The following is a 20,711-nucleotide window of genomic DNA, read 5'->3' on the forward strand; positions in this document are numbered from 1 at the left end:
GGTTTCACGGATTTTTTCGCTTTAACCGTTGAATTCGGGACAGTTTCTGTTCTATCATTAGAGAATCTTAGAATGAATTCGATTATTTCGGCAAACGATGATATGATTTTAATTAGATTAATGCGTCATGTAGGAGGAGAATCAATTGGAATATATCAGTACAAGAGGCAATGTGGGCAAATTAGGTTTCATCGATGCGTTTATGATGGGACTCGGCGATGACGGCGGCCTGCTGGTGCCCCGCGAAATTCCCGTTGTATCGGCCGAAAAGATGGAAGAGTGGCAGCATTTAAGTTACCAGGAACTGGTACTGGCGATTTTCTCGCTTTATACAAACGGAGAAATTCCTCAGCAGGATTTGAAGGATTTGGTTTATGCCAGCTACGGCACCTTCCGTGACCCGCATATCACCCCGGTGCGCAAGCTCAAGGATGATCTGTACCTGCTGGAGCTGTTTCACGGTCCAACCTTCGCATTCAAAGATATCGCCCTGCAGTTTATGGGCCAATTATATACGTATGTGGCGACGAAGCAGGGTAAGAAAATCCATATTCTTGGCGCAACCTCCGGCGATACGGGAGCATCCGCCATCGAAGGCGTGAAGGGCAAGGAAGGCATCAAGATCTGCATTCTTCACCCGCACGGCAAAGTAAGCAAGGTGCAGGAGCTCCAGATGACGACTGTTCAGGACGATAATGTGCTGAATCTTTCGGTAGACGGGAATTTTGACGACTGCCAGCGGATGATCAAGGAGCTGTTTGCCGATCTGGATTTTAAAGCGACACATCATCTTGCCGCTATCAATTCCATCAATTTTGTTCGGATCATGGCGCAAACGGTCTACTATTTCTATGCTTATTTCCAGGTCGTGAAGGAGACCGGCGCGAAGCAGGTCAATTTCAGCGTACCGACTGGAAATTTCGGCGATATTTTTGCAGGATATCTGGCCAAACGTATGGGCCTGCCGGTTGGCAAGCTGATTCTGGCTACGAACGAAAACAATATTCTGGAGCGCTTTATTCAAGAGGGCGTATACATGCCGGGAGAATTCGTGGCGACCTATAGTCCTTCAATGGATATCCAGGTAGCCAGCAACTTTGAGCGATACCTGTATTATGTGCTCGGCGAAGACGCTGCGGAAATCCGCAAGCGGATGGAGCAATTCAAGTCAGAGGGCAAAATCGTCATTGACGGCGAAGCGCTCGCCAAGGTGCAGACAGAGTTCGGCGCTTACAGCGTGCAAGGCAAGGAATGTCTGGAAACCATCACGCGGTATGAGTCGTCCAATGGCTATTTGCTTGATCCGCATTCGGCTTGCGGGGTAGCTGCAGCAGATGGTTTTACCGGAAATCAGGAGATTACGATTTCTCTGGCAACCGCTCATCCGGCCAAATTTAACGAAGCCATTGCGCTATGCGGCATCGAGCAGCCGTTTCCCGAGGAAATTTCCGCGTTGTTTGAGAAACCACAGCGGCAGACGCGGGTTGACGGCACCCTCCCTTCCGTTGTAAAGGAACTTGTTGCCTTTTATACCGGATAAATAGTTAAACAATAGCGGGCCGCGGCGGAAGGGAAACCTTCTTTCGCGGTCTTTTTCCCATTCACCGGGAAGCTTTCAGCAGTATTTCGTTATCTTGCTCTTATAGTTCCCATTACGCGCAAATCCCCCTTCATCGGGTTATACTTGTTGTGGAGGTGAACGATCATGGCAAAGCATATCAAACCGGGATCATGCTCGGTACCGGCATGAATACGACTGGCTTCCTTTTCACTGAAACACTGACGGATGTTAAATGGCAGGCCATCGTAAGCAATGATGCCGCCTATGACGGTCATTTTTTTTACGCGGTCAAAACCACGGGTATTTTCTGCCGGCCATCCTGCAAATCCAGACCGCCCCATAGGGAGAATATCGGTTTGTTCCAAACCGCAGAGCAGGCGCTGTCCGCTGAATTCCGGCCTTGCAAGCGGTGCAGGCCCACCGGCCAGCGGCTGCCGGATGAGGAATGGATCGCCTTGGTGACGGAATACATCGACAGAAACTACAGGGAGCATTTAACGCTCGACATCCTTGCGGCGGCCAGTCATGGTTCCCCTTACCATCTGCACCGCATATTCAAGCGGGTCACTGGCATGACAACCGTTGCCTATATCCAGCAAACAAGGATCACGCAGGCCAAAAAACAGCTGTCAGCCACAGCTAAAACCGTATCTGAAATTGCGCATGATGCGGGCTTTTTCAATATCCCTTATTTTATTACGCTGTTTAAGAAGACTACCGGACTAACCCCTGCAGAGTATCGGCGGGCGGATGACCCCAACTATAAAGGAGACCAGCAATAATGAATAACAACATGGAGTTACCGGTCTATTGGACCTTGCTGCGCAATGGTGGCTGGAATATGCATATCGCAGCGACGAATGAGGGACTTTGTTTTGTCGGCTCCCTGAACCAAGCCTATGAGGAGCTGGCTGATTGGGTGGAGGCCCGGTTTACGGGACGCGTACTCCACCGTGATGATCAGAAGCTTCAGCCTTATGCAGACGAACTGATCGAGTATTTACAGGGGACGCGCACAAGCTTCTCGGCTGCCTTCGACTTCCCGGGAACCCCTTTTCAACGGTCAGTATGGGCCGCGCTGTGCAGCATTCCTTATGGACAAACCCAAAGCTATTCGGATATCGCAGCTAAGATTCAAAGACCTTCTGCCGTCCGCGCAGTCGGGGCCGCTATTGGCGCCAATCCTGTATTGATTGCCGTACCCTGCCATCGTGTCATCGGTAAAGGCGGCGCTCTGACGGGCTATCGCGGCGGCCTGGAGATGAAGACGAAGCTGCTGCGGCTGGAGCAGAGCGGTCAACAAGCATAAGAAGCGGCAAAAATCCGCCCTCTCCCTTCGGAGATATTCGATAACGATTCCGGCATATCCGCGATTCTTTGGGCGGCAGCCGGAATTTTTTCTTGATTTTTTAAAATGCTGGTTGACAACTTTTTATATTAAATGCTACTCTATGACTAAGTTCTTTATAACGAACATTTACAAGTTCCAACTTTTCTCAAACAAACCTGCAATGTGATATACATCCTTTAAAAAGAAGCATTTCATAGAACGACCTTATTTATTGCTGACCCATCGTTCTATAAAAAGAACAACTTGACAGGCTCCGATCCGTTGGAACCTCGCAGAAAGGCTGGTCAAATCTCATGAGCGCAATCGCTGGCATTTATCATATGAATCACGAGGAATTCCATCCTGAACAGGGCGATGCCATGATGGAGCAGCTCCGGCGCTATCCTGCCAACCAAATTTGGGACTGGCGGGCAAAGGGAGTCTTTCTTGGCTGCCATGCCCAATGGATAACCCCCGAGTCGGTAGGCGAGGTTCTGCCTTTCTATGATCGGGAGCGCGGACTTTCGATAACAGCCGATGCCATCATCGACAACCGCACGGAACTATTCGAGCAGCTTCAGATTACCCGTGATGACCGTCCCAATATGCCTGACAGCCTGCTTATTCTGCTGGCTTATGAGAAATGGGGGGAGCGCTGCCCCTGCTACCTGATCGGAGATTTTGCTTTCATGATCTGGGATGAGCGGAAACGTTCCTTATTCGGAGCCAGAGATTTTTCCGGCAACCGCACCCTTTATCTGGCACGCTCGGCCCAGCTTTTTGCTTTCTGCACGACGATCGAGCCGTTATTCACACTCCCTGGGCTGGACAAAAGCTTGAACGAGCAATGGGTATCGGAATTTCTGGCCATTCCCATGACCGCTGACGCCATTGATTGCTTTGCTACTGTATACACTCATATCCAGCAGCTCCCGCCCTCCCACTCACTTACAGTCGCAGACGGCAGCATTACATTCACAAGATACTGCACCCTGGAAGAAGAAAACAAGCTCAATTATAAATCCGACCGGGAATATGAAGAAGCGTTCCGCGATGTGTTTGATACTGCAGTCCGTACACGAGTCCGGACCCATCGCCAGGTTGGCGCCCACCTCAGCGGTGGATTGGATTCCGGGTCTGTCGCCAGCTTTGCTGCCCGGACACTGAGAGAGAACAACAAGCCCTTGCATACGTTCAGTTATTATCCACTGGAGGATTTCGTCGATTTCACACCCCGGAGCCGGGTTGCCGACGAACGCCATTTAATCCAGTCCACAGTCAAATATGTCGGGAATATCAAAGGCAATTACTTGAATTTCCCCGAGCTGAGCCCTTATTCCGAAATCGATGACTGGCTGGAAACGATGGAGATGCCCTATAAGTTTTTTGAAAACTCCTTCTGGCTCAAAGGAATTTACGAACAGGCCTGCAAGCAGGATATCGGCGTCATGCTGAACGGACAGCGGGGCAACTGGACCATTTCATGGGGGCCGGCGCTGGATTACCAGGCGAACCTGATCAGACAGTTCCGCTGGATCCGCTTCTACCGGGAGCTTCAGCAATACAGCCTCAGCCTCGGTGTGAAGAAGTCAAGAGTGATGTCCGCAGTCAGCAAAAAAGCTTTTCCCTTCTATGGACGTTTTACGATGCAAAAAAGCGACTACCAGCTTCCGATGCTCATTAATCCGCAATTTGCCCGCAGAACGGAGGTCTTTGAGAAACTGGAGACCTATGGGCTTAATAACTGGGGTTTCCCTCAGAGCAGCGCCTATGCGATCAGAAAAGACCAATTTAAACAGCTATATTTCTGGAATATCAACGGGACAATCGGAACCAAGCTGTCGCTCAAATATCTGATGTGGGACCGCGATCCTACGAATGACCTGCGAGTCATCCGCTTCTGCCTGTCGGTACCCGATGACCAGTTTGTCCAGAACGGGGTCGACCGGGCGCTGATCCGCAGGGCGACAGAAGGTTACCTGCCTGACGACGTCCGGCTCAATCAGCGGATTCGGGGGGTACAGGGGGCCGATGGCGTACAACGCATGGCGGCTTCATGGGATGGTTTTATCGGCGAGCTGCATCAGGTCATAGCCGACCCGGCCGTGGGGGAATATTTGAACACGGAGCAGCTTGCCGCCTCATTAGCCAAAATCGGTACAGAACCGAAGCCTGAGCTTGCTTTCGATTTTAATTACCGGATTCTGATGAGGAGCCTTATCTTCTATCGATTTATCAAAAAACACTCTTGAGAGGAGGTGATATCATGCAAAACGAAGCTAAAAAACAATGGCAATCGCCATCATTGGAAGTTCTTGATTACAAAATGACAATGGCAGGTCCAGGCGTTCATCTTCCTGACGCCGTTCAGCCGGATCCCACTGAAGTCATTCACTACAGCTAATTCATTACAGAGCAGCTGCCTATGTACCTCACTGTATATAGGCAGCTGCTCAACTATCGAGGTGAACATATTGATCAAAGCGGCTTCGCTTATGGAATACCAGGCTTTCGGATGCCGTATCCAAAGCACTATTCCACTCCCCGAGCTTTCGGATAGCCAAACATCCGCCCAGGTTAATTCGAGCCGTAATCCGGCTCCGGTCTCCATAAGTATAACGGATTTGCTTCCAATCTGGAGCGCTGAAGTCAAGCCAGGCGAAACCTGGGTGGTCCGCGGAAGCTCAGTGATGTTTAATGTTCCGGATGTGGCGGTCTTCCGCATTGAAGAAGGCGTGTCTATTCACGTTTCACCGGTCCCGGAATGTGATCCGGGTAAAATTCGTCTCTATGTGCTGGGCACGTGTATGGGTATCCTGCTTCTGCAGCGGGGAATTCTTCCGCTTCACGGCAGCGCAGTTGCAATCGACGGAAAAGCTTATGCCATTGTCGGGCATTCCGGTGCAGGAAAATCAACGCTTGCCACGGTACTGTTGAATATGGGCTTCCAGCTGCTCAGCGACGATGTGATTCCGCTCGTGCTTGCACATGACCATACCGCGATCATATTTCCCTCTTATCCGCAGCAGAAGCTGTGGCAGGACAGTATGGACAAGCTTGGAATGAACGGTGACGGCTGCCAGCCATTGTTTGACCGCGAGCAGAAATTTGCGGTGCCGGTTCAGTCCCGCTTCCGCCATGAACCAATGCCGCTTGGCGGCGTGTTTGAGCTTGTATGCGATGAATCAGGTCCAGGCATCCAAGCTGTCGAAGGCCTCGAGCGTTTCCATACCCTGCTGCGCCATACATTCAGGCGCTCCGTGATGGAGCAGATGGGGCTCATGGAGTGGCATTTTGGCATGCTTGTACGCTTTGTCAACCAGCTTCCTGTTCACCGGATCGTCCGGCCTTCATCGGCATTTACCGCGCTCGATCTCGGATCGCTTTTGCTTCAAACCATCCGGAAGGAGAAAATCTCATGAGTGCTTCCAATCTGCTGCTTACCGGTTTTGTATCGCAGTGCCCCGGCAATATCGTCAGTGATATGGACGGCGAGAAAGTGATGCTGAGTGTCCAGAATGGAAAATATTATAATCTGGGAGAAACCGGCGGGCGAATCTGGGACCTGATCGGATCTTCTACTCCAATAGCCGGCATCCTGTCCGCGCTAACTGCGGAGTATGAGGTGGACCACAATGAATGCAAGGAGAATATGCTTTCTTTTTTGAATCATTTGCATCATCATCAGCTGATTACATTCTCCAATGCTGAAGGACAGTAGGATCAAAGGATGAGATTGTTAAGAATTCTGCGAATACTGCTGCGTACTGACGGTCGAACATTAATCCTGTATGCTGAAGCCTGCTTGCTGCTGGGCTATGCAAGATGTCAGCTGTTCAGGCCATTTCCGAGAATCGCCGCCACGCTTGGCGAGCAAACGACAGAAACCTCTCAAGACTATGATCCCGCAAGCATCGCTGTCATCAGGAAGGTTTCTCATGCCCTTCATGCGGCCAGCCGGCATACGCCATGGGAGAGCAAATGTCTGGTCAGAGCCATAGCAGGCATGAAAATGCTGGAACGCCGTGGCATCGACAGCACGTTATATATGGGAACCGCCAAAGATAAAACCGGGCAGCTGATTGCGCACGCCTGGCTCCGCAGCGGACCTGTCTACATAACCGGCGCAGATGTAATGGACCGGTTTACCGTGGTACAGAAATTTGCCAAAAGGTTGACGGAACGCAGCTTGCAGCCATAAGTTTTAACCGTCATCAGGGGGAGGCAGCCCCACGTTAGGAGCGAGTTGGATGAAGCTTATCCTGCATTATATGAAGCGCTTATACGCTTATTCCGGAGCCGCGCTGACAATTAATCTTCTGGGGATGGTATTCAGCAGCCTTCTTGAAAGTGCCGGTATACTGTTGTTGATCCCCATGATTAGCATGAGTGGGATTTTGAGCGTTCAGCAAGCGACCAGCTACGATTTCAGATGGCTAAAAGAGCTGCAGGCGATGCCGCAAGCATGGGCATTGACGCTGATCCTGACTCTTTATGTGTTAATCGTGTTCGGTCAAAATCTCATCCAGCGACAAATCATGATCCGCAATGTGGAAATCCAGCAAATCTTCAGCCGCAAGCTCCGTTCTGAAATTTACAGCACCCTGCTTGCATCCAAATGGTCCTTTTTCCTCAAAAAAAGAAAGTCGGATCTCATTAATCTGCTCACCATCGAGTTGGCCCGCGTCATCAGCGGAATCAATCTATTCCTGCAGCTCGTCACCTCCTCCCTATTCACTCTGATTCAGATCGTATTCGCGTTCTGGCTGTCTCCGTCCATGACGATGTTTGTTCTGGGATGCGGGACGCTGCTCGCACTGTTCTCGCGCCATTACATCCATAAGGCCAAGCTGCTCGGCAATCAGACCTCTGTGCTTTCCCAAAGTTACCTGGCAGGCATTACCGACCAGCTTAACGGGATCAAGGATATCAAAAGCAATAATCTCGAGGATTCCCGCCTGAACTGGCTGCATTCGCTTACGAAAGGCATGATGCATGAGCAAATGGAATATATCCGGCTGAGAATGAATTCCCAGCTGCTGTACAAAATATCGTCGGCTCTTCTGATTGCCGGTTTCGTCTTTATCTCATTCCGGTTCTTTCATGCAAGCGGACCCCAGCTGCTGCTTGTGATCCTCATCTTCGCCCGCCTTTGGCCCAGGTTTACAAGCATTCAGTCCAATCTGGAGCAGATGGCCGCGACTGTTCCCGCCTTCAAGGCGATGATCAACCTGCAGCAGGAGTGCACGGAAGCGGCAGAGCCGCGGGAGAAGGGAATGGACGGCTCCCCTTCCGCCCCGCTGCGCCTGAAACACGGCCTGACATGCAACAATGTCTATTTCCGTTACCATTCCGCAGAATCGGCTCATACGCTCCAGGAGGTCAATTTATTCATTCCCGCCAACCGGATGACGGCTTTTGTTGGGCGCTCCGGAGCAGGAAAAAGCACCTTGATCGATCTGCTGATGGGACTTATGCAGCCGGAATCGGGGCAAATCCTGATTGATGGCGAGCCGCTTACGACATCAAATTTATTCGCTTTCCGGCGGTCCATCGGATATGTGGCGCAGGATCCTTTTCTGTACAATGCCAGCATCAGGGAAAATCTTCTCATGATACAGCCCGGTGCCGGCGAAGACCAGCTGTGGGAGGCGCTCGAATTCGCTTCTTCGGCTGATTTCGTCCGCGCATTGCCTCTTGGACTCGATACGCTGATCGGGGACAGGGGCATCCGGCTCTCGGGAGGCGAGCGCCAGCGTCTGGTGCTCGCCCGGGCGATCATAAGCAAACCGTCGGTGCTGGTGCTTGACGAAGCGACAAGCGCCCTGGATACGGAGAATGAGAAGAAAATCCAGCAAGCGCTGGAGCGCCTGAAAGGCACCATGACGATCATTGTTGTCGCCCACCGTCTGTCGACCATCCGCCATGCGGATCAAGTCATTGTCATCGACCAGGGCAAGGTGGTGCAGCGCGGGGGGTTCAACCAGCTTGCTGCGGAACGCGGAGGCATATTCGGCCATCTGCTGGACAATCAGAAGGAAGCGATTGTTTAAGGCCGGCATGATAGCGGAAAAGCTGTGATGGCTCCCATCCCGTGAACAAGCACAAGCGGCAAGATAACCAGCGCTGACCCAATACGCTGTTTATCTTGCCGCATCTGTTCGTTATAAATAACGAAATCTTCCTTATTGAAGAATAATTCGATATAATAGTAGGCATCAACTACGAATTTGGAGGAGACCATGATGATTGGAGAACGCATTCAACTGCTGCGCAAAAGAAAGGCCCTTTCCCTAACCGAGCTTTCAGAGCGTGCGGGTGTGGCCAAATCCTATCTGAGTTCCATTGAACGTGGGATTCAACAAAACCCCTCTATTCAATTTCTCGAGAAGATCGGAACCGTCCTCGGCACAACTGTGGAGGAACTGCTTCATGTGCAAAATTCCGCTGAAGATGCCAGGCAGCTGGATCAGGAATGGGAAAACCTTGTTCGCGAGGCTATGGCATCGGGCGTCAGCAAAGAACAATTCAAAGAATTTCTGGAATTCAACAAATGGAGACTTCATAAAGACTAGGTGTATTCAATCTGAGATAGAGGGCTCTTGTTGCAACCGGCGGGCGCCGTTATCCCACTTCGGGAGCGTGCCGAGCACATCCCGGATCACGTCCCGTTCCAGCCCCAACGCCCGTGCGGCCATGATTAACTCGACCCACTCTTTATCTAATTTTTCCTTGTGTACCCGTTCTGCTAATGCCATCACCATTTTCCCCCCGCTCCGAAATCGGCCGGTTGCACCACTGACTCCATGCGTTTAAGGTGCCCAGATAAAAACGCATTTCCTCGTCTCCTGTTTGAACTTGCAATTGTTAGCTATATTCACAATTATAACCAAGCCTTTCCGCCGATGCTGTCGCTTCATGCGATCGAATTTTAATATTTTCAACTAATTTTGTCGAAATTCTCACTTTTTTAGTAAATCTGTCATGAATCGATACTCATGGCTGACATATCCATCGGGATTATTCGCCTGCCAACGCCAAGTATCCTCGCACATTTCCGATAGTCCACGGCTGGCTGTCCAGCCAAGCCCATATCGGGCTTTCCGGACATCCGCGCAGCTGACCGCGATATCCCCGGGCCGCCTGGCGGCAAAGCGGTACGGCACTTTGGCGCCGGTCGCCTGCTCGAAGGACGCAATCATCTCAAGCACGCTTGCACCGCGCCCCGTCCCCAGATTATAGATATCCAGACCGGCACAGTCCATGATCTGCCCAAGTGCCCGGATATGCCCCAGTGCCAGATCCACCACATGAATATAATCCCGGATACCGGTACCGTCCGGCGTTGGATAATCACTGCCGTATACGCTTAGCTGCTCCAAGCGGCCGGCTGCCACCTGCGACAAATAGGGCATCAGATTATTGGGAATGCCTGCAGGATTCTCCCCGATTCGGCCGCTCTTATGTGCGCCAACCGGATTGAAATAACGGAGAATGCATATGCTCCACCTCATATCGGATACCGCCAAATCCTGAAGGATCTGCTCAATCATTTGCTTGGTGCGGCCATAGGGACTGGCTGCTTCAACAGGCGAGTCTTCGGCAAGCGGCATATCTCCGGATGCTCCATACACCGTAGCGGAAGAACTGAAGACGAGCCTGCGCACACCATAAATGCCCATGACCTCACACAGCACGAGCGTGCTGTTCATATTCATTTCATAATACCAGAGCGGCGAACGAACGGATTCTCCAACCGCCTTGAGGCCGGCAAAATGAATGACGGCATCGATGGAATGCGCTTCGAAGACCTCAGCCAAGGCGCCACGGTCTCTCAAATCCAGTTCATAGACGGGAAAGGTTCTGCCCGTGATCTCCATCACCCGGTTCAGCGCTTCCGGACTGCTGTTTGTGTAATTATCGACTACGACAATCTCGTATCCCGCCTCCAGGAGCTCCACACAGGTGTGGGATCCAATATACCCGGCTCCGCCCGTTACTAATATCGCCATCACAATCAAGCCTCCATATTCGGTTTGGTTTTGCGGTTCAGCGCCAGTCTGCGGATGATGCCCCGGCTGATTCCAAGCAGATAGCCGAACTCATCTGTACGGTAGAAAAGTGCGATATAGAGAACGTTGACGGCTGTAAAGCCGACGGTGCCTTTTGCCATCATCGCCATAAAGCCATAGCTGGGAATAAACCGGCATATAAGGCTCGTCATGAAATAAGCTCCCAACCCGACAACGGTATAAGTCAAATAAGCCAAAAAGTATTCCCTTAGCGGCCGTTTGAAAACATTCCGGTAGACCAGATACGGAGTCGTCCAGAAAGGGACCGCAAGGGCGCTTGCCAGCGAACCGATAAACACGCCGGCGATGCCGATGGTCTGTACCAGCATAATGGAGACGGCCAGGCAAACGGCTGCCTGCAGCAGCGGGGCGTAACGGTCCTGATGAAAAATGCCTGCCGTTGTTTTTACGGTTGTGATCGAATTTCGCATGCCTCTTTCGTAGAACAGGAGAAGCAGCAGCACCAGCACGCTGCCCGGCATCAGGAACTGGCTTCCGATCCATAACGTAATGAATGGCTGTATCAGAACCGACAACACAATCGCAAACAGGGAATACAGCCAGAAATTGAGCATCAGCGTGACCTTGTATACCGCATAGATTTTTTCCTTGCTTTCCTGGGAGACCAGATTGCCGATACTGTGGTACATATTGCTGAAGATCTGATTGATAAAGGTACGGCCAATTTCAATCAGCATTTTATAATTGGAATACAAGCCGACGGCGGCGACGCTCACAAAGGTCGAGATCAGAATATTTTCCGTCCCCAGCACCAGATAGCTGCCGGTATTCTGCAGGACGATGGCTTTGACATTCTTTACAATTCCCTGCTTGGTCACACTGTCGAGACGGCCAATGACCTTCTCTCGCAGGAATGGGTACATGTTGTTAACAACCAAGGTGAGAATAATGGCAGTACTGAGTGTAATCACGCTATCGATTGCCAGGAACAGAATATAGTTTTTCGTGTACGTGAGAATGCCGATTTTCAGGCAGGTAGACAAAATAGAAGATAGGGTAAAGATGAGTGTTACGATGTACCCCTTCTGGCTCACGTTCAGAAATGAATTTTTGTAGGAGAAGAGGTAGGGCGTCACGGTATTGAGCAGGAAAATCAGATAAATAACGGATACATGCTCCACACTCGAATTTTGGACCACATGGTCGAGGAAAGGCAGCAGCGACAAACCAAGCAGTGTAACAATAAGCGCTATGACCAGATACGCGTTGCGGTAAAGCCTCATCAGCTTATTGATCGTTACCCGGTCATTATCAGCAACGGGCTTGTAAAGACTGTAGATGATGCTGGAGCCGATTCCCGCTTCCGCCAGCGTCAGCATGGCGAGCAGATTCGTAAACAAACCGTTGATGCCCAGATACTCAATGCCCAGGCTGTTGATGAACACGGTTCTGGATATAAAGCTGAGTGCCGTTATGACGATCTGGTTACCGAGTCCTGCCGCAATATTGATCAGCGAGCTGCGGACTCTCATGCCGGCACCTCGCGGCCATTCATCATGCGGATGCAGAACCCTTGCGTAAAAGGCAGGATGTTAAACAGCATGGAGTACACACCGATGTCCTTCGTATCTCCCTGGGAGAAATCGACCGCTCCGCTGCGCCGGGTGACCTTCATTAAATAGGAAGCGGCCCGCTCCGCTCCGCCCGTGCAGGCTTCATTCAGATGCTCCAGGCATGAGGCTTCGCTCAGAAACCAGCCCAGTACAGCCGTCGCCGATGAATCCGCTCTTGATTCCTCCCTTGTAATCGTCCAGTTCCAATTCCCCTCCTTGCCCTGGAAGGCCAGAACAGAAGCGGAGAATTTCGTAATCATCCCTCCCAGAAGCCCCTTATGTGGATGAGCGGCTGGCAGCTCGCGCCAGGCATCCATCAATCCGATGGCGAACCAGCCCAGCCCCCTGCCCCACCCATACAAGCCAAGCGGAGTCCCATGTTCCATATGGTAGGCGTGGCTCGGCAGATAATGATGCTCAAGCATGCCGTGTTTCTCAAATTCAACGAGCTGCCTGACGGCCAGCTCCACACATTCCGGCTTGTCGTACCGAAGACCGTAGGCGACAAGAAAAGGACAAATGAAACCGATCGTATCGACGTAGCGGTAATTCTTCATCGATTTGCGGTACTGGACACAGCCATCCTCTCCGACATGCTCCTGGATTAATGACCACATATAATCGAACGCCGGCTTGTAGCCGGACGGGTCGATGCAGCGCTGCTTCATGACGGCATAAGCGACAATGGCGCCGTCCACCTGCTTGGGGGTCTGCAGCCAATTTCCATTGTGATCGAATTTGGCTTTCACATAGGTGATGATTTCTTTCTCCATATTCACATCCTTGCTCTTGCCGACATACTCCGATAATCCCATAAGCAAGGCCGCTTCCTGCCAGTGCTGGATCGCATGCTTCGTGTAATTGCCCTGAAGCATGTCGAGCACAACCAGTCTCGTGTTGTCCGTCACCTTCATCTTCGGCGTACGGTTGAGCCATTGACCTCCCCGTTGGGTGACGGATTCATTCCAAACCTTCATGTCCCGATGCCGCCCGATATGAATCCGGCTGACCCAGTCCAGGAATATCGGCAAAACATCGATCAATACAATAATGGCTGCTGCAACGAGCAGTATGGAACAACATAATAAGAATATATACAATGTCCTCGCCCCTTCTTGCTAGCTGATCCATTGGTACAACTTCTGGATCTCATGCTCGGTTCCGAGCGTTTCCTGCCGCAGGTTATCCGTCAAGTGGCGGCGAAGCTGCTGGTTATCAATAAGCTTCCTGACGCCCCGATAGACCGAGACTCCATCCTGTTCGACAATCAAGCCGTTAAGGCCATCCGTCAATTGGTCGTAAATGACTTTAAAGTTCGTGGACACGATCGGCTTCTGCAGAATCTTCGCCTCCGTTACAGTCAGGCAGCGCCCTTCGAAATAAGAGGTCTGAACATAGATATCGCAGTGTTTGATGTAGGGATACGGATTCTCCAGAAGACCGGTCAGCGACACGGAATTCTCCAGCCCTCTCTCCTTGATGGACTGCTCCAGCCTCCCCCGCTCTTCGCCTTCTCCGACGATGTACCACTGGATATCCAGTCCGTCCTTGACGAGCAGCTCGCAGGCTTGCACAGCAAGCTCGAAGCCTTTCTGATAATTCAGCCGGCCTACGGACACGATCGTAACGCCTCTTCTCGGTAGAGGGGACTCCCCTTCGGCCAAGCCCAGGATGACGGCAGGCGATATAATGTTATGCATCAGGACGATTTTGCTTTGGTACATCGGAAATCGTTCTGTCAAAATGTTGATGCACGCTTCGGAAACGGTCGCAATATAATCAAGTTTTTTGAAATATTGCTGGTCGATTACGGAATCCATTCCCAGCTTGTCGTAATCGTTATGAATAAATCCGATTTTCGTTCGAGCCTTCACTTTATCGATCACATAATAAACCGGCGATTTTTCGAGAAAACCGATCGCCGCATCATAGACGCCGGCAAGTCCCGGAATCGAACGGGAGATATATTTCCAGACCCTTTGTTCGCATCTGGATCTGCCGGGCTCCCTGCGGAATACATAACCGGCGCATAGCCGCGACCAGGCAATGTCGATTCTTCCTCTTGCCACGGCTCCTGCCAGCGCTTTTCCGACAGGCATATCGAAATAGGCGTATCCGCGGGGTTCCTCCAGGAGACGGACCTGCTCCGGAATTTGATCCATAAACATTCCCGCCTTCTTGAACAAAAGCAGATCAACCTCGCACCTGGAATAATCAATCGTTTGCAGCAGCGAAACGAGCGACTTTTCGGCACCACCGCAGTTCATGTTGTTCATGACGAACAATATTTTTTTCTTCACTTACAATCACCTGCCCGGTACGGATTATACGAGTTCGGTTCCTTATCCCAGATGCCGGAGATAATCTGCCGCCCTGTAAGACATGCGCTTGATATTCGGGATCGACTGCCGGAGTTTATCTACAAGCTCAGCTTCGTCCAACACCATTTCATTGAATCTGCTGATCAGCTTGCGGCTGTCGGAAATATCATTGATCCCCAGCACCAGCCGCTCCTCGCCAAAAATATCCAGGGCGATCCCCTTGGATTTGACGCTGTAGCCCAGAACCATCGTAGGCACGCAGCTGGAGTATGCTGCAATGGTCGCATGCGTCCTGGCCCCGATAAAAAATCTCATTCTGGAGATGAACCCTTTATACTGCACAGCTGTCAGATTGTCGGGGAGCAGGATGACTCTGCCAGTGTGCTTGAACTCCTCATCATACTGGCGCAGAAGATCATAGTCATTGTTATCCTGCTCCATGACATGGGGCGTGAGGGCAATCGTCATATCCGTGGTCTGTAGAATATGCTTCATTAGATCGTGTACAGCCGCATGAGAGCTTTTGTTACGCTTCCAGACAAGAGGGCTGAAGTTTAGTCCAATCATTCTGCCCTCCTGCCAGCCTGCGGGAAGCAGCAGCTCTTCCTTCTCCATCGTAAACGCGGGATCGGCGCATAATTTAACATTGGTCAGCCCTTGAGCACGAAGCATGTTGTATGTAAGCGACTCTCGCGCCAGAATAAGATCGAACAGCTTCAAATCCCGCAGCTTCCTCTCGGACATATCCTCCTCGCCTATAGAGCAGCCCCATAGCACAAGCTTCTTGCCGCTGCGTTTCACACTGCGGTCGATTTCGTACCATTGCGGCTGCTCGCCGTAACAATAATTATCGCCGCCGATGGACATGCAGATATCTACCTCCTTAATCCGGCTGATCACCTTTTGCTCCAATTTCCGCAAAGCGTAGGATTCGTTTTTCAACAGCCGGAAGGAAAGAAAGGACAGCGCCCAATCCATGGAATATTTCCTGATTTCGGTTCTGGTTCCGTCATATACGCCGTCCAGTCTGGGAATCATCCCGTCGGTATCCGGCTTCTGCGAGGACAAGAACACTTTGGCGCCGCTGATCCTCTCTTTGATAATGGATGCGGAAGAACGAACGATCGCCTCGCATCCTCTATTTAAGCTGCCTCCGTGAGCAAACATCATAATCTTCACTGACAATCCCCCTTGATGGATTCACGCGCTCCTGATTCTGCTGTATGCCGCCGCACACATCAATCCAAATGTGAATTTGGCCCGGATCATGGCGAGCAGCCATTTCTCATACCGGCCTATCGTCCCTGACCTGTTCTCATAATAGAAGGGCAGCGCCCCCCTCACATAAGGATCCGTTATCATCCGCTTGACGTACCTGTATCTTTGCCGGAGGCTCATGTCCTTGCTCGGTTTGAAATAAACATAAATATAAGCGATCGTACTATGGATCAACCGGACGGATTTTAACCGTTCAATCTGGCCGGGCGGCATGATTTCCCGATAGAAGACCGGAGGCTCCGTTCGATAAACTTCCAGTGCGAGATTGAAATAATCCTTGCCTGCAATATTGCGGGTAGCACTTCCAGCTACTTCCCGGTAATGGTAGCCGGTGTAATCAATGTATTTCATCGTTGCCGCGCAACTGAAGAACAACATATTAAACATCCCGTCTTCTCCCAGCGGAACTTGCGCCGGAAAGCTGACACCGCCTTTAATGGCTACACTTCTTCTGTAAAGCTTGTTTACTGCCGTATTCAGTTGGTCCGCCATCAGAAAAAAAGGCAATATCTCGTCCTGTATGTATTCCCTGCCGAGCAATTCGTTTACCCTGAACGGGTATCGGGTTACGATCGCCCGGCCTTCCATATCGCTCTCCATATTCGATACAATCACATCGCAGCCATCCGCGGCCTCATATAACCTTTCGTACATATCCGGTTCAACGTAATCGTCGGCATCCACGAACCCGACATACTCACCCGCCGCCGCAGCAAGTCCTGCATTCCGGGCCAGGCTTACGCCTTGATTGGTCTGTTCGATCAGCTTGATCCTTGGATCCAAGCTCTGATAGTGCGCAAGAATGGCACCGCTGCCATCCGTCGACCCGTCATTGACAAAGATGAATTCACATTCCTCCAGCGTCTGGTTCAGAAGCGAGCCGACGCAGGCCGGCAGGTGAGGTGCCGCATTGTAGACGGGAATAATAACGCTGACTTTATAAAGCTTCTGTTTTGTCATGAATAAACTCCCTGTTGAGAAGGCTGTAGAGCTGATAAATTTCAGCTTCCGTTCCCAGCTGCGCCCCCGCCAGATGATTGGCCATTCTTATCCGCAGTTCTCTATTATGGATAAGCTTGCCGATGCCCTTGGCTATGGCCTCGGGATGCATCTCCACAATCAGCCCCTCCTGCCCTTCGCGGATCTGGTCGGCTGCGGTGCTGAACCGGGTAATGACAATCGGCTTCTTCAGAATTTTGGCCTCGTCGATCGCAATCGATTTCCCTTCAAATCTGGAGGTCTGTACATACAGATCGGCCTGCTTTATATAGGGATAGGGGTTGGATTTCAGCCCAAGCAGCTTGAAATGCCGTTCCAGGCGGCTGGCCTTGATGAGCTCGGTCAGCTTTGCCCTTTCTTCGCCTTCACCGATGACATACCACCGGATGTTATAGCCCTGCTCAACCAGTAGTCTGCACGCTTCAATCGCCAGCTCGTAGCCCTTCTGGACATGCAGCCTGCCTACCGTCAACAGCACAATCTCGTCGCCTTCGCGGTTATAAACATCCTCCAGGTTCTCTTCAGCCATCTGTCGGATCACGGTCGGGGACACAATATTATGAATCACCTGCACCTTATGCTGCTGGCCGGGAAACCGTTTCTTAAGGACAGCCGCACATTCCTCGGATACCGTCACGATATGGTCAAGCTGCTCGAAATAGGTTATATCAAAGTCCGGGTCCATTCCAAGCTCGTCATAATCAATATGAACCCAGCCTATTTTCTGCAAAGCCTCCACCTTCTCTACACAGAAATAAGTCGAGGTTTTCTCCAGAAAGCCGATTGCCGCATCGTACTTTTTCTGGAGCAGACCGATAGAAGCCGATATATACTTCCAGTTATATTGCTCCCGCATCGACATGTTCCGGTTAAGCCGGTTCTTGAGGCTGAACAGGAGGCGGCTGCGGGCCAGAGACCAATCACCCCGGATCAGGAACGAGCCAGCGGAGACGGCAAGCGGCTGGGCAAACCGGTAATAACTCTCCGGAATAGGCAGAATCGTGACTTCCTTCGGCACAAATTCCATAAAAAGCCCTTCGTGGTTGAACAAAAACAGATCCACCTCATATAGACTGTAATCAATCTGGGAGAGCAGATTGACCAGGCTTCGCTCTCCGCCACCGGATGCAAGACTTGGCATAACAAACAGCAGGCTTTTTTTCATAGGCTAAGCCCCTTCCTTATGCGCGCCGACCAGATTGTACAGCTTCTCAAGCTCGCTGCCGTTGCTGTAATCGGTTTGCAGACAGGTTTCGGCAAGCCTTGACCGGAGCGCCCCGTCCAGATAAAGTCGTTCGATGCCATTTGCAATACCTTCGATGGACATCTCCGTAATACAGCCATCGCAGTTATCATCTACCTGACTGCTCGCGGTCGAATAGTTCGTTATCAGGATCGGCTTGCCGATAATCTTGGCTTCCGTGACCGTTACGGCTTTGCCCTCGTAGCGGGAGGGCTGGACGTAAAGATCGCAGGACTGGATATACGGATAAGGGTTGGTCTGCTTGCCCAACAATATAAAGCTGTCCTCAAGCCCGTTCTCAATAATCAGCTCCCGGAGCATCGGCTCGTCGCCTCCATACCCCACGACATACCAGGCAATGTCTCCATAGCCTCTCTCCTTGAGCAGCTTCAATGCTTTCACCGCCTGGTCGATGCCCTTGGCATGGGAGAGACGCGCTACGGTCAACAGCTTGAAGCGGTTGTCCCGCTTCATGGGACTTACGGCCGGTGCGCCGGCCATCGTTCGCACGAATGCGGGGGAGGTTATATTTTCAATGACAACCACCTTGCCAGCCAGCGATTCATACCGGGCCAGAAACGATTGCTTGCAGGCTTCCGATACCGCCACGATGTGATCGAACTTGTTCCACATGGCCAGATCCAGTCCCGGACTTGCTTCCACCATGGAATAATCCGTATGAATCCAGGCGATTTTTGTTGCAGCCTTCACTTTGTCCGCGACAAAATAATGAGGCCACAAATAACTGATCGCCGTGTCATAGGTCTGCACTATCCTGGGCAGAAAAGGCAGCGCATACTTCCACATGAGCTGCATCTGGACATAACCGGGTTCTGCAAGGCCCCTGCGTTTGCCTACCCATTGCGCCTGAACCTTGGATAATGCCCGGGATAACCCCAGGAACCATTGCCTTTCGGAGAAGATCTCCCCGATCGATTTGCGGAAGGTCGCATAAGCTCTCATCTCCCCCATCAGCCTGATCCGTTCAGGCAGAAGATTCATGAAATCTCCCTGATGGCGGTAAAGCATCACATCGATGGCGTGACGGTCGTAATCGAAAACCTCCAGCATGCTCGCCAGACTTCTCTCCACACCGCCCACCTCCATATCATAAGAGGCGATCAATACCTTTTTCATGCCGTTCCCCCTGCAGTTTTCTCCAGGCCCATAGAAAAGGGCGGAGTGGTAGATAAAGAAAATGGAGCGTTTTGGGCAGCGGCAGCGTCTTGGCATCCTCGGGATAAGGAAACAGGAAGCTAAGCATGAACAACCCCCGCTGCTGAACCGTCATAAGCGAGAACAGATGGCGCTTGTGATAGCGCTCGACTTCCTCGGGCAAAGGTAAAGTATGCAGCTGAACCATCCTACTGATGTAGAACATCGCTTCTTCCGCCAGCTTTCCCGGCCTGTTCCCGGCCATGAGCGGCAGCAGCGCCGGCTGCGGCCAGACGTCCAGCAGCTGTGATGCCAACACAAGCGCCTGCCCGCCAATATGCGTCGTCCGATTGGCCTTCAGCAGCCGTTTCAACATAACCGGATCGGGGCTTTGCACGAGGATCTGCTTGATATCCAGCAGCCAGCGGAGCCGGGACCATCCGTGACGCGCGCCGTGGGTAACAAGGAACAGGAACAAATCCTCCTTTCCCAAATAGAACAGCGGATGAGAGGAGACCGGGCTAAGTCTTCTGCGGCTCCACAGCTGCTCGAAGCCCGGCTCCTTCGAAGGCGCCGGATTTAGCCGCCAGTGCAGCTCCACCTTAATCCCGGTGCGCGGATGGATAAACGTCGTATGATGATGACGCCATTTCCAGTCATTCAGCACGGAATCAATATAATCGTCCTTCCTGTAACCAAGCTCCTCCAGCTTCTTCTCCGCCCGGAAGAGATCCTTGATCGGGATCAGAATATCCAGATCGCAGGAAGTGCGATGCGAGATATCCCCATACAGATCAACGGCCAGCACAGGTCCCTTGAGAAAAAGAGACCGGATCCCGATACCTTCAAAAACCTGGCAGATCCGCTCCATCTCTCCGCTTAGGCCGAGCATAATAAACGTATTATTGCAGTATTCCTGATAAAATCCCCGCAGAACAGGAGCAGGTACATAACCGGAGCCGATTTCCTTCAGTTTGGTATATAGATAGGGGTGGACACGATGATGCCGGGCCAGCTTAATGAAAGCATCCCAATCCATATCAGCAAACAGACCGGCTTGTTCCGTCCAGGCGTCATTCTTATCAACCGCCAAAATCCGGAGCAGCAGCTGCAGGGGAAGAGAAAGCTTTTGCTTATCAAGCCTATAAATATCGACCATAGGGTTCTCCTTCGCATGT

20 protein-coding genes and 1 riboswitch are annotated in these 20,711 nt (G+C 51.5%); of the genes, 10 read left to right on the top strand and 10 right to left on the bottom strand.

Annotation, left to right across the window (positions count from 1 at the left end):
* Positions 1-145 precede the first annotated feature (145 nt).
* The 10 genes from thrC (at position 146) to IEY46_RS16685 (ending at position 9,466) form a co-directional block, all read left to right on the top strand.
* The gene (gene thrC / locus IEY46_RS16635; protein ID WP_188993078.1) at positions 146-1,540 is read left to right on the top strand and encodes a threonine synthase; all 1,395 of its coding nucleotides are present in this window, start codon (positions 146-148) and stop codon (positions 1,538-1,540) included.
* Between the two features lie 206 nt (positions 1,541-1,746).
* Positions 1,747-2,343 carry a bifunctional transcriptional activator/DNA repair enzyme AdaA gene (locus tag IEY46_RS16640; protein ID WP_188993931.1) on the top strand — a complete coding sequence of 199 codons (597 nt, stop codon included), beginning with the start codon at positions 1,747-1,749 and terminating at the stop codon, positions 2,341-2,343.
* The gene (locus tag IEY46_RS16645) at positions 2,343-2,870 is read left to right on the top strand and encodes a methylated-DNA--[protein]-cysteine S-methyltransferase (protein WP_188993079.1); all 528 of its coding nucleotides are present in this window, start codon (positions 2,343-2,345) and stop codon (positions 2,868-2,870) included. Before IEY46_RS16640 ends, IEY46_RS16645 begins: the two co-directional genes overlap by 1 nt.
* A 335-nt stretch (positions 2,871-3,205) precedes the next feature.
* Entirely contained in the window at positions 3,206-5,143 is a 1,938-nt protein-coding gene (locus IEY46_RS16650; protein ID WP_188993080.1) for an asparagine synthase-related protein, read from the top strand.
* A 14-nt stretch (positions 5,144-5,157) separates the two neighbouring features.
* Positions 5,158-5,295 carry a paeninodin family lasso peptide gene (locus IEY46_RS16655; RefSeq protein WP_188993081.1) on the top strand — a complete coding sequence of 46 codons (138 nt, stop codon included), beginning with the start codon at positions 5,158-5,160 and terminating at the stop codon, positions 5,293-5,295.
* 91 nt (positions 5,296-5,386) lie between these two features.
* Entirely contained in the window at positions 5,387-6,313 is a 927-nt protein-coding gene (locus IEY46_RS16660; protein WP_188993933.1) for a phosphoenolpyruvate carboxykinase (ATP), read from the top strand.
* On the top strand, positions 6,310-6,612 hold the full coding sequence (locus IEY46_RS16665; protein WP_188993082.1) for a lasso peptide biosynthesis PqqD family chaperone: 303 nt from the start codon (positions 6,310-6,312) through the stop codon (positions 6,610-6,612). The genes IEY46_RS16660 and IEY46_RS16665 overlap by 4 nt, the downstream gene beginning before the upstream one ends.
* 9 nt (positions 6,613-6,621) lie before the next feature.
* Entirely contained in the window at positions 6,622-7,092 is a 471-nt protein-coding gene (locus IEY46_RS16670; RefSeq protein WP_188993083.1) for a lasso peptide biosynthesis B2 protein, read from the top strand.
* 49 nt (positions 7,093-7,141) lie between these two features.
* A complete protein-coding gene (locus IEY46_RS16675; protein ID WP_188993084.1) occupies positions 7,142-8,944 on the top strand; it encodes an ABC transporter ATP-binding protein in 1,803 nt (600 codons plus the stop codon).
* 192 nt (positions 8,945-9,136) lie between these two features.
* On the top strand, positions 9,137-9,466 hold the full coding sequence (locus IEY46_RS16685) for a helix-turn-helix domain-containing protein (protein ID WP_188993086.1): 330 nt from the start codon (positions 9,137-9,139) through the stop codon (positions 9,464-9,466).
* Positions 9,467-9,472: 6 nt separating this feature from the next.
* Here the strand turns inward: IEY46_RS16685 and IEY46_RS16690 are convergent, their stop codons facing one another.
* From IEY46_RS16690 to IEY46_RS16735, 10 genes are all read right to left on the bottom strand, one after another.
* Positions 9,473-9,649: an antirepressor SinI gene (locus tag IEY46_RS16690; protein ID WP_188993087.1), complete on the bottom strand. Its 177-nt coding sequence runs from the start codon at positions 9,647-9,649 to the stop codon at positions 9,473-9,475.
* Between the two features lie 17 nt (positions 9,650-9,666).
* Positions 9,667-9,749: riboswitch (cyclic di-GMP riboswitch) on the bottom strand.
* Between the two features lie 104 nt (positions 9,750-9,853).
* On the bottom strand, positions 9,854-10,903 hold the full coding sequence (gene galE, locus IEY46_RS16695; protein ID WP_188993088.1) for a UDP-glucose 4-epimerase GalE: 1,050 nt from the start codon (positions 10,901-10,903) through the stop codon (positions 9,854-9,856).
* Between the two features lie 5 nt (positions 10,904-10,908).
* A complete protein-coding gene (locus IEY46_RS16700) occupies positions 10,909-12,456 on the bottom strand; it encodes a lipopolysaccharide biosynthesis protein (RefSeq protein ID WP_188993089.1) in 1,548 nt (515 codons plus the stop codon).
* Entirely contained in the window at positions 12,453-13,631 is a 1,179-nt protein-coding gene (locus IEY46_RS16705; RefSeq protein WP_188993934.1) for a glycoside hydrolase family 88 protein, read from the bottom strand. The genes IEY46_RS16700 and IEY46_RS16705 overlap by 4 nt, the downstream gene beginning before the upstream one ends.
* Before the next feature lie 24 nt (positions 13,632-13,655).
* Positions 13,656-14,837, bottom strand: a complete 1,182-nt coding sequence (locus IEY46_RS16710) for a glycosyltransferase (RefSeq protein WP_188993090.1) — start codon at positions 14,835-14,837, stop codon at positions 13,656-13,658.
* 42 nt (positions 14,838-14,879) lie between these two features.
* Entirely contained in the window at positions 14,880-16,037 is a 1,158-nt protein-coding gene (locus IEY46_RS16715; protein ID WP_188993091.1) for a polysaccharide pyruvyl transferase family protein, read from the bottom strand.
* A gap of 21 nt (positions 16,038-16,058) precedes the next feature.
* Positions 16,059-17,096: a glycosyltransferase gene (locus IEY46_RS16720; RefSeq protein ID WP_188993092.1), complete on the bottom strand. Its 1,038-nt coding sequence runs from the start codon at positions 17,094-17,096 to the stop codon at positions 16,059-16,061.
* On the bottom strand, positions 17,074-18,300 hold the full coding sequence (locus tag IEY46_RS16725) for a glycosyltransferase (RefSeq protein WP_188993093.1): 1,227 nt from the start codon (positions 18,298-18,300) through the stop codon (positions 17,074-17,076). The genes IEY46_RS16720 and IEY46_RS16725 overlap by 23 nt, the downstream gene beginning before the upstream one ends.
* 3 nt (positions 18,301-18,303) lie before the next feature.
* Positions 18,304-19,515 carry a glycosyltransferase gene (locus IEY46_RS16730; RefSeq protein ID WP_188993094.1) on the bottom strand — a complete coding sequence of 404 codons (1,212 nt, stop codon included), beginning with the start codon at positions 19,513-19,515 and terminating at the stop codon, positions 18,304-18,306.
* Positions 19,487-20,692 carry a nucleotidyltransferase domain-containing protein gene (locus IEY46_RS16735; protein WP_188993095.1) on the bottom strand — a complete coding sequence of 402 codons (1,206 nt, stop codon included), beginning with the start codon at positions 20,690-20,692 and terminating at the stop codon, positions 19,487-19,489. Before IEY46_RS16735 ends, IEY46_RS16730 begins: the two co-directional genes overlap by 29 nt.
* Between the last annotated feature and the right edge of the window lie 19 nt (positions 20,693-20,711).

The organism is Paenibacillus nasutitermitis (genome assembly GCF_014641075.1).
Lineage (GTDB): Bacteria > Bacillota > Bacilli > Paenibacillales > Paenibacillaceae > Paenibacillus_Z > Paenibacillus_Z nasutitermitis.

Coding starts and splice junctions, on each gene's coding strand:
- IEY46_RS16640 (WP_188993931.1), top strand. CDS start 1,747: ATGAATACGACTGGCTTCCTTTTCACTGAAACACTGACGGATGTTAAA.
- IEY46_RS16645 (WP_188993079.1), top strand. CDS start 2,343: ATGAATAACAACATGGAGTTACCGGTCTATTGGACCTTGCTGCGCAAT.
- IEY46_RS16650 (WP_188993080.1), top strand. CDS start 3,206: ATGAGCGCAATCGCTGGCATTTATCATATGAATCACGAGGAATTCCAT.
- IEY46_RS16655 (WP_188993081.1), top strand. CDS start 5,158: ATGCAAAACGAAGCTAAAAAACAATGGCAATCGCCATCATTGGAAGTT.
- IEY46_RS16660 (WP_188993933.1), top strand. CDS start 5,387: ATGGAATACCAGGCTTTCGGATGCCGTATCCAAAGCACTATTCCACTC.
- IEY46_RS16665 (WP_188993082.1), top strand. CDS start 6,310: ATGAGTGCTTCCAATCTGCTGCTTACCGGTTTTGTATCGCAGTGCCCC.
- IEY46_RS16670 (WP_188993083.1), top strand. CDS start 6,622: ATGAGATTGTTAAGAATTCTGCGAATACTGCTGCGTACTGACGGTCGA.
- IEY46_RS16675 (WP_188993084.1), top strand. CDS start 7,142: ATGAAGCTTATCCTGCATTATATGAAGCGCTTATACGCTTATTCCGGA.
- IEY46_RS16685 (WP_188993086.1), top strand. CDS start 9,137: ATGATTGGAGAACGCATTCAACTGCTGCGCAAAAGAAAGGCCCTTTCC.
- IEY46_RS16690 (WP_188993087.1), bottom strand. CDS start 9,649: ATGGCATTAGCAGAACGGGTACACAAGGAAAAATTAGATAAAGAGTGG.
- galE (WP_188993088.1), bottom strand. CDS start 10,903: ATGGCGATATTAGTAACGGGCGGAGCCGGGTATATTGGATCCCACACC.
- IEY46_RS16700 (WP_188993089.1), bottom strand. CDS start 12,456: ATGAGAGTCCGCAGCTCGCTGATCAATATTGCGGCAGGACTCGGTAAC.
- IEY46_RS16720 (WP_188993092.1), bottom strand. CDS start 17,096: ATGACAAAACAGAAGCTTTATAAAGTCAGCGTTATTATTCCCGTCTAC.
- IEY46_RS16725 (WP_188993093.1), bottom strand. CDS start 18,300: ATGAAAAAAAGCCTGCTGTTTGTTATGCCAAGTCTTGCATCCGGTGGC.
- IEY46_RS16730 (WP_188993094.1), bottom strand. CDS start 19,515: ATGAAAAAGGTATTGATCGCCTCTTATGATATGGAGGTGGGCGGTGTG.
- IEY46_RS16735 (WP_188993095.1), bottom strand. CDS start 20,692: ATGGTCGATATTTATAGGCTTGATAAGCAAAAGCTTTCTCTTCCCCTG.